This is a genomic window from Pseudoalteromonas maris (genome assembly GCF_049257235.1).
Taxonomy (GTDB): domain Bacteria; phylum Pseudomonadota; class Gammaproteobacteria; order Enterobacterales; family Alteromonadaceae; genus Pseudoalteromonas.
The window spans coordinates 43245-57707 of the sequence record NZ_JBMMUF010000007.1 but is presented as its reverse complement, the minus strand read 5'-3'; the positions used below and the strand labels follow the sequence as shown (position 1 = coordinate 57707).

The 14463-nt window shown below is 44.9% G+C and carries 10 protein-coding genes; 4 read left to right on the top strand and 6 right to left on the bottom strand.

Annotation, left to right across the window (positions count from 1 at the left end):
• Positions 1 to 6: 6 nt before the first annotated feature.
• Together AAEU32_RS11210 and AAEU32_RS11205 are read right to left on the bottom strand one after the other, a co-directional pair.
• Positions 7 to 3504, bottom strand: coding sequence for a tetratricopeptide repeat protein (locus tag AAEU32_RS11210; protein WP_421970611.1), 3498 nt, complete (start codon positions 3502 to 3504; stop codon positions 7 to 9).
• Positions 3501 to 6248: a bifunctional glycoside hydrolase/polysaccharide deacetylase family protein gene (locus AAEU32_RS11205; RefSeq protein ID WP_421970610.1), complete on the bottom strand. Its 2748-nt coding sequence runs from the start codon at positions 6246 to 6248 to the stop codon at positions 3501 to 3503. The genes AAEU32_RS11210 and AAEU32_RS11205 overlap by 4 nt, the downstream gene beginning before the upstream one ends.
• Positions 6249 to 6852: 604 nt before the next feature.
• Here AAEU32_RS11205 and AAEU32_RS11200 point away from each other — a divergent pair.
• The 4 genes from AAEU32_RS11200 (at position 6853) to AAEU32_RS11185 (ending at position 11636) form a co-directional block, all read left to right on the top strand.
• Positions 6853 to 8406, top strand: a complete 1554-nt coding sequence (locus AAEU32_RS11200) for a methyl-accepting chemotaxis protein (protein WP_421970609.1) — start codon at positions 6853 to 6855, stop codon at positions 8404 to 8406.
• Between the two features lie 298 nt (positions 8407 to 8704).
• Complete coding sequence (locus tag AAEU32_RS11195; RefSeq protein ID WP_421970608.1) at positions 8705 to 9433, top strand: substrate-binding periplasmic protein; 729 nt, start codon at positions 8705 to 8707, stop codon at positions 9431 to 9433.
• Positions 9434 to 9674: 241 nt separating this feature from the next.
• A complete protein-coding gene (locus tag AAEU32_RS11190) occupies positions 9675 to 10274 on the top strand; it encodes a substrate-binding periplasmic protein (RefSeq protein WP_421970705.1) in 600 nt (199 codons plus the stop codon).
• A 159-nt stretch (positions 10275 to 10433) separates the two neighbouring features.
• The gene (locus AAEU32_RS11185) at positions 10434 to 11636 is read left to right on the top strand and encodes an anhydro-N-acetylmuramic acid kinase (protein WP_421970607.1); all 1203 of its coding nucleotides are present in this window, start codon (positions 10434 to 10436) and stop codon (positions 11634 to 11636) included.
• A gap of 1 nt (position 11637) precedes the next feature.
• On the opposite strand, the gene AAEU32_RS11180 is transcribed toward AAEU32_RS11185, so the two are convergent.
• The 4 genes from AAEU32_RS11180 to AAEU32_RS11165 form a co-directional block, all read right to left on the bottom strand.
• Positions 11638 to 12108, bottom strand: coding sequence for a hypothetical protein (locus tag AAEU32_RS11180; protein ID WP_421970606.1), 471 nt, complete (start codon positions 12106 to 12108; stop codon positions 11638 to 11640).
• Positions 12109 to 12213: 105 nt separating this feature from the next.
• Complete coding sequence (locus AAEU32_RS11175) at positions 12214 to 13293, bottom strand: energy transducer TonB (RefSeq protein ID WP_421970605.1); 1080 nt, start codon at positions 13291 to 13293, stop codon at positions 12214 to 12216.
• A 37-nt stretch (positions 13294 to 13330) separates the two neighbouring features.
• Positions 13331 to 13822, bottom strand: coding sequence for a GNAT family N-acetyltransferase (locus AAEU32_RS11170; RefSeq protein ID WP_421970604.1), 492 nt, complete (start codon positions 13820 to 13822; stop codon positions 13331 to 13333).
• An 8-nt stretch (positions 13823 to 13830) separates the two neighbouring features.
• On the bottom strand, positions 13831 to 14346 hold the full coding sequence (locus tag AAEU32_RS11165; RefSeq protein ID WP_421970603.1) for a hypothetical protein: 516 nt from the start codon (positions 14344 to 14346) through the stop codon (positions 13831 to 13833).
• Positions 14347 to 14463: the final 117 nt, after the last annotated feature.

Here is a 14463-nt window from a genome sequence, read left to right as displayed (position 1 = left end):
CTCACATTAAAAATCAATAAAGTAACCTAGGTTGAAGGTAAGGCTTTGGCGACCATTTTGGTCGGCGCTTTGCCACACCCCTTTTATAAATAACTCGTCGCTTCCAAATACGCGCACCCCAAGCCCCAAGCTTGAAGAAAAATCCACATCATCGTTAACAAAGTTGTAGCCTGCGGAGGCATCGAACCAGTATCTGATCCCCGGAACATCCAATGAGGGCTCACCTACATTGCCATGCAACAACTGTTGCCCTAACGCCAAGCGTTGATACTTAGGTGAGATAAAATCTTCTGCAACAAGCGGTGCCGGTGTGTTTAAGTACACGGATGTATCCAACAAAGGTGCGTCAGATAAACTATTTTGTTGATGATCGTATTGCAAATAGAGCTGCCAATTTGGTGTGAAGTTAATGTTCTCACTCACGCGTAAGGAGCCTTGCCATTGTTCGCCGACGCTATCGCCAAAATCAGTGTAGAACCACGCGCGAGAGACATTAACATTGACTTGTTCATAGCGAGTGGGTTGCCATGCCACTTGCCAAGTGAGCTTATCTTCACGGCCCAATAGATAAAGGTTTTCACTTTGCTCGCTTGGCATATTGTGGGCAACTTGCACAGTATGACTGATGCGTGCGGATTGCTTCAGGTTAGCCTGGCCAAACTGACCAAAATGGACTTGCCCGTGACGCTCACCAACATGCACCCCTATGTCTGCATTAGTGACCGTCTCTTGAGGGCGCATTCGCCAGGTAAAATTAATACTATTATGCGTGTAGTCATCTAGCAGGCTTGATGCTGGCGAACCATGGTCATAAGAGGCGTCAATAAGCAGTTGCCCATTGTGTTGTGGGCGATAGTAGCGAAGTTGCTCTGAATTAACTTGCCATGTGTCTTTAACTTCATGCTCGTAGCGCACGCCATGGCTGCGAATAGAGTGCAGTTCACTTAGCAGACGCTGTCTTGAGGCAAGTTCTCGCTTTGGCGTGTGTGGGCCAATACTTTGCTCCCCCAACTGCCAAGCACTTGCATTTTCACCTACAAGGGCAAGTGCCGAGGCTCTTTGAGCATCACCCAAAAGCTCATCGTCATAGGTTAGCTGATAAATGTGCTGGCGATCTGCTTTGGCTACAGCAAGGGCCAGTTGCACCACCTTGTTCGTATGCTCATTAGCTAAGGCATGGTGCACCTGCCACAACATAAACTTTTGTATGGCATTGGTCTGTGGGCTGGAGATTAAAGACTCAATATCTTGCTCAGTGGCATTTTCTAACAGCGTGTGAGTGAGCGTTGCGTCTGCATAGGCTGAAGACACAAAAAGCGCTAATAAAGAGCGATAGCTAATTTCGCCATTTGGATATTGACGTAATTGTTCGCTCAGTTGTGACAATACTTCGTAGCGCAGTGTATGAGCTTTACTCTCGTTACCTTGCTCTTCTAACTGAATCGCCCAGTTGAGTTTATCCACGGGAGTGATTTGTCCGCTATATTGTAAACGTTCAAACCACATATTGGCATGTTGATATAACCCAAGTTGCTGAGCGGCTATGGCAAGCGGTTGATACAGTGATGCGGTGTTCACATTATCGACGCTGATTTCCCAATAAAGTTTTCTAAGCCACTGTTGATCTTGACTGCTAATCGCAAGCCACAGTGCAGTTTGTTGCAAGTTGGTATTGTCAGGGTACAGCGAGACGAGCTCTTGTAATAAGTTCTTCGCCAGCATCAAGTCATTATCGTACATAGCGAGACGCAAACGCACTAGCTGCACTGCTAATGTCATGTCATCACTGTGGTAAGCGTTTAGCGCCTCGCGTCCTTTGGTAATACGTGCATGGTCATTACTATCTAAAGCGTTATTAATTATGTCCATCAGTATTACAGCAGAGTGTGATTGCTCGTAGTATTGCCATAAAATGGGTAAATCTTCCGCGTTCAAGCTGCTAAATGACGCTAACATGTCATATGGATTAAGTGAGTTGTCCCCTTTATTTAGACGCAAAGCTTGGTAATGCTTTTGCAAAGTAACATCGGCTGTGTAACCAGCGAGTTCTTGCAATTCAAGTAATTGGCTTAACTCAAGCTGATGTGACTCTGTATGCTCGGAAAACACCGCTAATGCTTGGTCCATCATCCCTAACGAAACGAAGCTGTGGGCAAAATACTTTAAGTCTGAATACGCACTTGGGCTTGGAACATCAAAGCGTTGCCACAGCGCAACTGCTTTTTGCGGTTGCCCGGTGAAATGATAAAAACGCGCGAGCTGGAACCAGTAAAAAGGGTCTGATGCAAAGCGTGCGTGCATGTCCTCTAAACGTTCGAGTGTTTGATAGGCACCGTAGGTTTTATCGTTGTAGTTTATCCAACTTAAGACAGTTTCTTGAGAAAGCTTTTGTTGCTTGGCAAGTTCATAGTAAAAGTCACTCAACGCAAACAAATCGCTCAACGCTAAGGCTTCTTTAACACCTTGGCGCAAATGCTCAGTGCTAGGTTGTGCAGCAACTAACTGTTTGCTCATTGCTAACGCACCGTCAATATCACCTACCCAAGTGTAATAGGTATGCAGCTGTTTGGTATGAGCGAGTGATGGCGAGGAGGCATTCACTTTGCTTAACCATGTAATCGCTGAAGTAAAATCGCCCGCACTGGCTGCCAACTCACTGGCTTGTAACCAGTCACTGGCATCATTACTGCGTTGTGCTTTTATTGTTGCGAGTTTAAGAGCATGCTGTGCACTGTCGGCACTTCGTGCAAAGCTTATCCCTGCCTGTAAACACACCAGATCGCATGCCTCATTTTGTGCAAATTGCATCAGCAATGCTAAGCCTTGTTGCCACATTTGCAACTCGCTATACAAAGACAAAAGCTGTTTGAACTCTTGTTGCATTGGATGGGCTTTATATAGCGCTTGGGCATGGATTAGTGCTTGCTCCTGCAAGCCAGCTTGACGTGCGAGAGAATACATTTGTGCGTGGTCGTTAGCGGCATGTTTACGCAATAATGCGTAGGCAATTTTCGGTTCGCCAATTTGCAGCGCGAATTCAGCAAATTCCTGACTCTGTTCTTTGTCTAGATTGTTTGGCAGCTCAGCAAATAGCAGTGCTAGTTTCTCTGATGCGGCCTTTTTTTGAATTGGATCTTGGCTCAATTGCAACAGGCTTTGTGCATACAAACGTTGAGCTTGTAGTTGATAAGAGGTCTGGGTGAATTGAGAAAGTGGTGATAGAAACTCTGCCGCCTTTGCGTGATCACCGATACGCATATACTGTTTAGCAAAGGCCAGGTTTATTCGCGGTGAGTCGTCTTTAAGTACGCGTAAAAAGGCTAAGGCTACCGCGGGGTCTTGGGCATCATCTAGCATGTCTATGAGTAAGGCACGGTTTGGTTGCAACATCCACAACAAAGCAAGGGTCGCAATTGTTAGCGTAAACAAGGTGCGGCGGTTCGCCAGAACAATACGCTTGTCCTTTTCATCGCGACTCCCTAGTGCAAACTGTGGAGGGTTCATAAGGCCGTGGCCTCAGCGTTGGTGCAGTGCACAGTGAAGGTAAAGCGGCCTTTTTGTTTCGTGGTTACTAACAGGGATTGCGCTGTGCGCTCAACCTCAAAAACGTGCGCCGTATCGCCCATTATGTTGCAGGTTTGTGCATTGTCGAACGTGGCTGATAAGGGTTCGTGACTTAAAAATGTCACGAAGTAGTGACCATCACGGCTTTGCCAATCCTCGATAATAGCATTTGCTTTTTGTAGATATAACTCGCCTGAAAATGGCGATGAGGCATCGGTTAATACCAGTTTGGAGCGTGGCGATGCAAGGGAAATATAGTTGCCATCAGGCCCTTGATTGGTCCCGACAACGCCTTCACTTTGGCCACTGGGTACGTGGTTTGGTGGTAAGCGCATAGACCGAACGCCGGTGGTCGAGATGTACCAAGCATCGTCAAAAATCGAACGGGACAGTGACGTTTGATATAAAGATTGCGCACGCTGCGCATATTCACTTAAATACAGGGGAGTTAACTCACGTTCATTCACCCATGAATACACGCTTTCAAGCGCTTTCAATGAGGCCGGGTAGACCCCTGAATACATGTGGTAATAAAGATTGACGGGCTTGAGTCGATGAGGCTTCTCTAATAGCTCGAATGTTTCCCAGACGCGAGAAAACCCGCCCATATTCTCAGTCCACAGCTGTGTATATAAGTTTTCGTTGATCACCGGTGCATATACCTGCACGGCACCTTGGTAGGAGTTGATGTGCGGGTAGACTTGAGACAATGAAAAATTATCATTTAGCACAAAGGTGTTGCCGCCATTTACATTGTATATGCCAAGCTGTGATGTTTTTCTTATTACATCGGGGGTTGGATTTGCTGCGCCCGACCATAAAAATACTTTTACTTGTTTGTCCCTTGGTGCCAAACGCTCGTTAATGTAACGAACACTGCCAAATACTTCCCTGTCATAGTTAAGTTCATAATTTTCTACGGGTAGAGAATCACCATACATTTTTTCTTTAACACTGATCCTGTCGTCCCAGAAAAACGGATGACTAAAGGTATGCGATGCCAGCTCAACGTTATCCTGTGTAAAAATATCGCGAGCAACTGTCTCAAGTTGTGGAGCAATATCAGGATAGAGCCCATGTGATGCTACCTCAGCTTCAATAACAGAGACAGTATGAGGTAATGGATACTTTTTAATGACGTTATCGAGAATAGATTTCCCCGCGAAAGGTTTACCTGGAAGCCATGCTAGTGATGGAAAGCCATCACCATCAATGTGAGCGGTAAATATTCGTAGGCCAGATTCTGAAGTTACATCCGCTACAGGTATAGTCGGTAAGTCTATTAACGGCATAAGGTGATCTAGAGGGTTGACCGGCCAACGACTACGGTCCCCCATCAGCTCATGCACGCCCAAAGGCTCTAACCACAATACTCCCCAAGGCATTTTAGCAGCCCCTATGCCTTGATTACCTTGCTCATCCACAAGCGTTATCGCATTGCTGTTATCTGACTCTAAGTGCTGGTAACGTGCAAGTTGCTGTGGGGCTGCGCCAGGTAACGTAAATTCCAGCGGTACTCCTTGCACATCCAGCTTGCCTGCGAACCAGCCCGCATTTTTTACACCAAGCTTTGATAACACGCCTGGATGCTGTGGCAGTTGGCCGATGATCGTTGTGGGTAAACGTTCAATTGAACGCAGCAGCAACTCTCTGAGGTGCTTAACGTCATAACTGGCTTGAGGTAGCCAATATATAACGGCGGCATAGCGCTCTAAGTCGATGTTACTAATTGAGGGATTGTGTATATCAATGCATTGCGGTACATAACCATAATATTCGATGAGCGTAGATAAGAACTTGTGGCACTCAGAATTCTTTTGAAGGTTGACCTTAGAGTCATAAAACCCCAGCACTCTTTTGGGAATAGGATAATGAGTTGATACACCAAACTGTGTCAATAACGCATCGCTAACATAAGGCGTGAAGCCCGATGCGCTGATTTTTTGCGCCGCAGCGATACGCTGTTGTTTACCGCTACCGAGATAATCAATGACAATCGCTTCTATGCCACTGTCCTTTACAGCATTAAGTTTGCTTATAAGCCACTGACTGTCTGCAGTTGGCGCAGTGACATAGGTGTTATTGGTATAGTCGTAAGAATTAAAAAGTGACTCGGCAACGATGGCCTGAGGTTTTTGCGCAAGTTGAGGGTAAATATCAAAACCGCGGTTAAGAATGATAGGTAACTGGGCATGAATTTCATTAATTAGGCTAACCAGATAGCGCTGCTGATTGGCATGTTCAGCACTGTCATCTAATAAAGCATGACTATCGAGCGTATCGAGGAAAACACCATCATACCCTTGATCACGTAATGTATTTGCTCGTTGAATAAGGTGCTGACGCCAAGTGCCCTCGCTTGCGTCCATAATGTTGGCTTGCCATATCTCGTTATAGCCTAACAGGGCATTGGGAAAGTGTGTTGCTATCGCTGAAGGTGCTTCACCAATGCTTAAGTACGCCCAGACTTGCGTATTGGCATCTTTTAATTGTTGCATTTGCGAAGGGGAGAGGTGCTGCGGGTCAACCACCACGCGCTCGTAACCACTTAGCTCTAGTGTTGTATCAATGTCAGCGTAATAAAAGGCAATAGACGACGCGCTTTGTGGTGCAAACGCATCAGCTGAGCCTGCACTGAATAACAAAGAAAAGCAGACTAACCAACAATAATGTAATGACCGCATGCACTTTAACAAAGAAATATAAATCCTTAATAAATCAATGTACTAAATTATTTTCTAATACTTTTTGTTGAAAGTCGCGTGATTTTGTCACATTTGTATGACTATTGTCCATAATATTACAAATGATTTCTATCAAAATCTGACCCTGTAATTTATTGTAATAGACGCTAGCGCACTGAATTTAAATATTTTAATTATACAGTAGTGAATTCGATGTTATCGGCAACCGTATCATGTTGTAACTAAAGGCATAGTGAAGGCTGTGCTTTAGTGTGTGACAAAGCCTTAATAACGTCATTATCTTGTTAATTGGCAGACTTTTATCTCCTATTTTTACCACTTTGACACTTTACAAGCTACAACGATTGCGGGACAGCGATTCGTGTACCTCATCGCCATACACAGGAACCCAAACACAACCATTAAACATAGTGATAACGTTATCATGAATTGGCAATAGTGTTGTACCAATAACGGGTAAAACTGTTGATTATCGTAAATATTTATTCATAGTCTTTGATTTAAATCATAAAATGGTGTTTTTAAGCATTCATAGTTCGAGATGATCGATGCTTAAATAGTGTTTTAGTTGAAGGGATAGATAATGCGTACAAATCTTCCAGTGACGGAAAATGAAGTTTTCTTTGAACCCAAGAATAAATTGATCTCGGTGACTGATTTAAGAGGGATCATCACCGATTGTAATCAAGCTTTCATCGATGTTAGCGGGTATAGCAAAGAGGAATTAATTGGGCAGCCACATAACCTGATTCGTCACCCACATATGCCACCTGAGGCGTTTGCAACAATGTGGCGTTATTTAAAAGACGGTCGGCCATGGATGGGGTTGGTCAAAAACCGCTGTAAAAATGGTGATTATTATTGGGTTGATGCATATGTAACGCCTATTTCTCAAGGCGGTAAGGTGGTGGGGTACGAATCTGTACGCAGCTGCCCATCGCGCCAAGATGTGAGCCGAGCCAATCATTTATACGCCCAAGTTCTGGCGAATAAAACGTCTTTTTCAGTCCCTGAAAATACCGAGTTTTATGCTTTAGCAGCAGCTTTCTTAGTGGCCCTTATACTGTGGTTTTTTGGGCATTCAGGGGCTGCTGAAATGCTAATGGTAGCCAGTGTATTGAGCTTTGCGGCAGTTAATACCTTCTCCCGAGTGCGCCTAAAGAAGCAAATAGACAGTCTCATCAGTACCAGTTTCAACGATCCGTTAGCGGTTAAAAGTTATTGCGATTATTCAGGTTCACTTGGGCGATTGTATGTGGCGGTGAAAGCGCAAAGAGCGCATTTAAACACGATTTTGACGCGCATAGACGATAGCGCAGGCCATGTAGCGAGTAATGCTCAACAGAGTTATGAACTTGCGCGTGCTTCAGGGCAACACATTGATGCACAGCACCAGCAAACAGAGCAAGTTGCTACTGCAATGAATGAGATGACAATGACGATTTCTGAGGTCTCTCACAATGTTCAGCTCACTTCAGAACAAGCCAGATCGGCCAATGAACTGGCGATGGAAGGTGCGCAAGTTGCAACAAACACGCGACAATCAATTGAGAAGCTAGGTGGCACTGTTGAGCAGATCAGTGTGTCAGTCGCTGACGTATCTGAGCAAGCGAAGCACATAGGAGCCGCGGCACAAATTATCGAGCAAATTGCTGAGCAAACAAATTTGTTGGCGTTGAACGCGGCGATTGAAGCTGCTCGCGCAGGTGAACAAGGACGTGGGTTTGCGGTGGTTGCTGATGAAGTGCGCCAGCTAGCTCAGCGTACGCAAACATCAACGGGTGAGATCCAGTCAATTATCAATCAGCTAAATACTAAGACTGAGCAAGCGGTAAGTATTGCTCAACAAGGTCAATATGAAGCGCAAATGGGTGTCGAAGAGGTTGAGCGCAGTACGAAGATGCTCTCTGGTATCGTTGATGCGGTTGCCAATATTCATGATATGGCGACACAAATGGCGGCAGCTGTGGAAGAGCAAGCTCATGTATCAGAAGATATTAACCAGCAAGTGGTGAGCATTTCGCAATTAGCTAACGAAAGCCAACAAAGCTCTGAGCAGGCGCAAGACAACATATCACGCTTGAACCATATTTCTGATGAGTTATGCGAATTAGTTGAGCGTTTCTCTAAGCACTAACATTGGATGTTTTCTCCCCTCGCATTAAGTAAGAAGCTGCCCTGTGCAGCTTTTTTAGTTAATTGCATTATTTGATATATTTCAACTGGCTACCATGAGCTTCACGCATATAGCTAGCCAGTATGCTTGACGTTGCAAAAAGGATGTTCTGCCTATTGATAGTATTGATGTCGTAATTTTAAGTGCACATGTAGTTGCGATATTTGGTCCGTGAATTAAGATTTTAATATCAGCAATAATCCGGTTACTTGGTTTGCTTAGACAAATAGTGTTCGGTCTTTTTCTTTTTCTACCACTGATGGCTTGGTCTAAGTGTGGTACGACAATTCGCGTTGGTATTGGTGCTCATTGGCCTCCCTATTTTATTATTAATGACCGCTTGGTCGGCGGTATTGAGGTGGATATTCTAGACATGCTTCTGCTAGACATGGGCATGTGCGCACAATACATAAAGTTGCCTTCTCCCGCTCGGATGCGAACAGAATTTGTAGCTCAGCGCATCGATTTGCTGATGGCCATAAGCTTTAACGAAGAACGCGCGAGTTTGGGAGTATTCTCACACCCTTATCGCAATGAAATAAGCCGATTACTGGTCAATGCTCGCAATGAAGCAGACAGGGAATTACCGCTTACTGAATTAATGGATAAAGGGAAATCTCTAGTGCTCACTCGAGAAACTTATTTTGGTGAAATGGTAGAAAACATCCGTTTGCAGCCTAAATATGCTGAGCAAATTGTGTATGTATCACGGGTGCCTCAACGCTTTTCCCTAGTCGCTGCGGGGCATACAGATATGACTGTAATCGATGAGCAAGTGGCGCGGTATTTGTTTGCCCTCATTGGCGATGCCGACGTAAGTTTGAGTGCACAGCCCTTAGCGGTGGAGCCCGTTCATTATTTGGTTCACAAAACATTAGCGACACAGGCGTTCGTATCTCAGCTCAACAGTGCCATATCACGGAATCGGAACAAAATTGATGCTATATTAGATAGGGTACCCATTAATGTCGTCGGGGCGGTGAAATGATATACGGTGTGGTCTCATTTAGATATATTTGGTTATCTCTAGTCCCTTGTTGATGATTTTTTATTTTGGCTCTGTAAACCTCATGCTTCGATGCCTTATCTTTTGTCTAACCTTGCTACTGCCCTGTTTGGTGTTTGCAAAATGTACAACACCTATCAAATTGGGCGTAAACACGCATTGGCCGCCGTATATTGAGTTGAGCAATGATTTTGTTACGGGCACTGACGTGCAAATTGTGACAATGTTGTTCGAAAAGCTGAATAAGTGTGTGCACTACGTTAGATTGCCATCATCAGTGCGCTTACTTACTGAACTTGAAGCTGGGCGCATTGATATTGTGCCCGGAGCGAGTTATACCGCGCAAAGGCTAAAATATGGTGTTTATTCACAGCCATATCGTGTTGAAGAGGTGCGGATGATGATTCGGCAACGGCAGGTATCGGATACCCATGCACGTTTTGAGGATTTATTGTCGCAAAAGCGATCGCTGGTTCTCAACGCAGCAGCTTATTATGGCCCTAGAGTAAACGCGATACTAAACAGTGAACAGTATGCCAGTCAGATAGTCGATGTCTCTGCGCCGTTGCAGCGCTATCGAATGCTCGCTGCAGGTAGAGTGGATATGAGTCTTGAAGACAAGTTCGTAGCACAACATTTACTCAACTTGTTTCCAGCAACTGACATCGTATTACATCCAGACATACTCGCGACAGAAGATATCTACTTTATGATAAGCCACAAACTCGCTTCCAAATCGTTCATGGCTGAGTTTAATAGGACAATCACTGAAAATAGTGAAGCGATCGCCCACATATTGTCACAAGGTAATGCAACCCCTTAGGGGGAGCTTCATCTTTGGCCTGACGACGTACATTGACTTTTAGCTGAGCCCAAACACCCCAATTGCGCTGCAAAAACAAAAAGCAAAGTTCACCATACCCTATTGTATTGCCGTTAATTTAACACTAAATTGGCCATAGGCTAACCCAAGGTACTGAGCATGCACCCGCACATTGAAAACCTCGTTCGACTCGCTGACAAACCCACACGCACCATTATCGGTTTAATGAGCGGCACATCAATGGATGGGCTCGATGTCGCTTTGTGTGATGTAACTGGCTTTGGTAGCAATACCGCAATCACGGTACGGCATTTTAAAACGTGCGCATACCCAAAAGGCTATCAACAACGAGTCAGAGAGGTATTTGCGAAACGCCAAGTGGATTTACAGCACCTCACTGTGCTCAACCCTTGGATAGGTAAACTGCATGGACAACTGGTGAATGAATGTTTGGCTCAATGGCAGGTAAGCGCAGAGGATATCGACGTGATAGCGAGTCATGGTCAAACCGTTTTTCATTGCCCGCAAAAACAACATCAGCTGCCAGACTACCCAAACGCGACATTACAAATTGGCGATGGCTGCCATGTAGCAGTGACAACAGGTATTTTAACTGTCAGTGATTTTCGTCAAAAGCATGTGGCAGCTGGAGGAGAGGGGGCACCACTTGCCGCGTATGGAGATTATCTTTACTTCAGCAGTGAGCACGAAAACAGGGTTTTGTTAAACCTTGGAGGCATCGCAAATATCACTTACTTGGGTAAAGGCGCTGCGATGGGCGACACTGTGTGCGCAGATATTGGTCCAAGCAACACCATGCTCGATGCTTATGTGCAGCACTATTTTGCCCCTAAGTATTTCGATAAAGACAGTGAATTAGCAATGCAAGGCTCGGTGAGCAGGGCGTTGCTGAAGGCGCTATTGGCGCATCCCTATTTGGCACACCCCATGCCAAAAACGACCGGGCCTGAAGTGTTCAACCTCGACTTTCTCAGAGCATGTCAAACTCAAAGCAGCACGCTGGCACTACAACATGTCGATGTACTAGCGACATTGACAGAATTTTGTGCATGCAGCGTTGCTGAGCAGTTAAATAGTTTGGCTTTGGAACATGGTAATGTCAGTGTATATGCAAGCGGCGGCGGGCTGCACAATCCTTTGTTGATGGCGCGAATTAATGAACGCTTGAGCGCAGATGTAAAGGTGTATTCACTTGGCAACTTGGGTATTGACCCAGATGCTAAGGAGGCCGTGTTATTTGCTTTGCTGGCTAATGAAACATTGGCTGGGAGGCCGATCAGCATGAGTCATAACAGCGCCATGCCCAATGTGAGTATGGGCAAAATTAGTTTTCCTGACTAGCTCAAAACCAACGTTGGCAATAGCTTTTTAGGCGCTCACTCATTGTACGTTGTATTGCTGGTGTGGCGCATGTGTGAATCGCATCTGGGTGAATATTGACCGTATATTGCGCGCTTTCTTTGATAATATTGTGGCGACCATGCAAATTCAATTGCAATAGTGCTGAGCCTTTGAGCTGTGCGGTGTTCACATCTGTGCGGCAGTATAATGTCATAGCAATCATACCGCTGCCGATATCGCGCTCTTGAATATCGTGTTTAGCGCTTAAGAGAGCCCCGCGCTGGTGGCTGAATGTAACGCTGGCATGCACATAATCACCCTCGCAGGTGTTACTTGGCAAGCGACATAAAAGCTGCACGGGAACACCTGAGCCACCGAGCGTTTGCACAGTTTGGGTCATACTTTCAAACTGACTCAACTGCTGTTCGTGACGAAGTGTAAAAAGCGCTAAAGGGGATCGAAACTGCGACATATCTTGCTGATGATTAACTGTATGAGGTTAATTATGCATCAGCAAGATGACAGATTTATTACATTGCTATCAATGCAACCGCACAAATCAATCCGGCTTAGGGTATCAGCCCAACTCAAAGTCAAACCGGATCTTAGTCTTTGCTTCAACGGGTTTACCATTTTCAAACTTTGGCGCATAACGCCATTTCTCGATGGCTTCAAGGGCTGCTTTTTTAAAGCCAACGTGCCCCTGTGCAAAAAGCACATTGGCATCTGTGACAAATCCTGCTCGGTCAACAGTAATTTCGAGCTCTACAGCTATCTTTTCACCCTTTTTTGTACTTTGCCAAGCTGAGATAGACGGTGAGGGGTGAACACGGTAGAGAGGGACTTGTTCTTCATCATCCGTCCACGGAGTCATTTGTGCTATCGCCAAGCAGTGTTTAGTCGCTCTTTCGCTTAAGCCTTTGTCTTCATATAAGTCAACCAGCAAAGAGTGGGCTTGTAGTTCAAGGGGGTGGTCAAAATCAAGATTGTCATCAAACACCTTGATCACTTGGTTTAAGTGGCCTTCAGCGGTGGCTAATTTCCCAAAACGGCTATGGTATACCCCTAAGTACATGTTAACTTTTACATTATCAAGGCTGTTTTCAACCTGATTGTGCGCATAATATTGCTGCGCATCCATTAGGTACTCTTTGATAATGCTGCGCCTTTTATCACTGAATTTTTTCAGTAATGCTTCGGCAAAAGTTAATTTAATTTGTGCTATGAATGCATCATCTTTGGTGTGCTCGGCAATTTCTACAGCACGCTCAGTACTGTCTTCGGCGATAGAAAAACGGCGTGTTGTCTCGGTTAGCCCCAATAATGGGTCGAGCAAGCTAATATCCAACTCTCCTTTGGTTTGGGAGAGGATATCGATTGCTTGCTCATACAGTTCTTCGCGTTGTACGCGCTCTTGCTTATCAATAGCGCTTAACGCATTGGCATAATTTACGGCTAAATTAGCTGTGCTTTGGGCATTGTCACCAAATTTCACCAGCCCTAATTCATATGCTTGCTTTGCATACTCCTTTGCAGGCTGGCCAGATTCAATAGCATTGATGTAGTTGTTGTAGGCCGTTTTAAAATCACTGTTATTGGCAAAACTGCTGGTTGATACCAAAGCACTCAGGGCAATGGTTAACAATGTGCTGCGCATGGCTTCTCCTTATTATTATGACGCAAGATACTGGGTGTTATTGATATCTTAACAAACGAGATGGCTCGTTTTGGCCATCAAGTGTTACCTCTCCTATTTGCGAAAATCCAAGTTTGTTTAATAACGCAAAACTCGCATTATTGTGGTGTGATGTAACAGCGTATAGGTGTGGCCAGCGCTGTGTATAGTTGCTCAAAAAGAGCTCACAAGTATCGTACATCAAGCCCTTACGATGATACTGTTCGAGCAATGCAAACCCCAGATCCGGGGCATCGAGTTGGGGGCGTTGAAATAGGCCCACCATACCAATTGGCGTACCATCGGGTAATGTCACCATATAAGCACCGATATTATTTTCTAGCGGTTTAATGAAGGTGTTGTCGATGTATTCCTTCGCGCTTTGTTCAGAGGTGACCTGTTTGTCACCTATGTGCTTGATGAATGAAGGCTCGTTGAGCAATGCCATTATAAAGTGAGCATCGTTGTAGTTGCCTTTTCGAATGAGAACATCTTGTTTTACTTCTTCCATGTGCACACTTATTTAAAAATTACGCTCTTATTAGAGCGTGTGTAGGTACGTTGCTCAGGCTTTGTCCACTGGCCTTCCTTTAGGTATGAAGTGGCAACGACAAACTTCCCATCGACAAATGTACTGGTCGATTTTACTTGTGTGATCCCCTCTTCACTCCCTGATACATCCTCGTAGGCGACAAATGATCCGTCCTCTGATATCTCAAGCTGTCCTTGAGTAAAAAAGCCTGCGGTTGTGAAGTAATAAAAAACGAGCTGTTCACTGTCTTTATCCCAAAAAATAAACGACTCACCACCATAAACCCCTTCATTAATGCTGTGTTTGGTTCGTATTGCGGTCCCATTTAAAGCCCGCTCCCAGCTACTGACATCAACTAAATCAGCTTGCCCATCGGCCATTGCAAATGTTGCTTCCCATGTACCAAGGTAGGGTTCGAAGACCTTAAGCTTAGGGTCCAGTTCCATACCAGCATGGATGAATTGGCTAAAAAACAATAAGCAGACAAGGCTGAAATATTTCATAGGTGGTTGCTACATATGGGTTTTTAATACTACTAAATGTGGTTCACAAAGCTATAACATACAAGTGAAAATATGTATTAGAGTGTACACGTGAAATTCGCAAACCTGTTTTCCCTT

What these genes read in the sequence shown, in the direction of transcription:
- AAEU32_RS11175 (WP_421970605.1), bottom strand. Translation starts at nt 13,293, where the DNA reads ATGCGCAGCACATTGTTAACCATTGCCCTGAGTGCTTTGGTATCAACC.
- AAEU32_RS11165 (WP_421970603.1), bottom strand. Translation starts at nt 14,346, where the DNA reads ATGAAATATTTCAGCCTTGTCTGCTTATTGTTTTTTAGCCAATTCATC.
- AAEU32_RS11170 (WP_421970604.1), bottom strand. Translation starts at nt 13,822, where the DNA reads ATGGAAGAAGTAAAACAAGATGTTCTCATTCGAAAAGGCAACTACAAC.
- AAEU32_RS11195 (WP_421970608.1), top strand. Translation starts at nt 8,705, where the DNA reads ATGGCTTGGTCTAAGTGTGGTACGACAATTCGCGTTGGTATTGGTGCT.
- AAEU32_RS11200 (WP_421970609.1), top strand. Translation starts at nt 6,853, where the DNA reads ATGCGTACAAATCTTCCAGTGACGGAAAATGAAGTTTTCTTTGAACCC.
- AAEU32_RS11185 (WP_421970607.1), top strand. Translation starts at nt 10,434, where the DNA reads ATGCACCCGCACATTGAAAACCTCGTTCGACTCGCTGACAAACCCACA.
- AAEU32_RS11180 (WP_421970606.1), bottom strand. Translation starts at nt 12,108, where the DNA reads ATGTCGCAGTTTCGATCCCCTTTAGCGCTTTTTACACTTCGTCACGAA.
- AAEU32_RS11210 (WP_421970611.1), bottom strand. Translation starts at nt 3,504, where the DNA reads ATGAACCCTCCACAGTTTGCACTAGGGAGTCGCGATGAAAAGGACAAG.
- AAEU32_RS11190 (WP_421970705.1), top strand. Translation starts at nt 9,675, where the DNA reads ATGTTGTTCGAAAAGCTGAATAAGTGTGTGCACTACGTTAGATTGCCA.
- AAEU32_RS11205 (WP_421970610.1), bottom strand. Translation starts at nt 6,248, where the DNA reads ATGCGGTCATTACATTATTGTTGGTTAGTCTGCTTTTCTTTGTTATTC.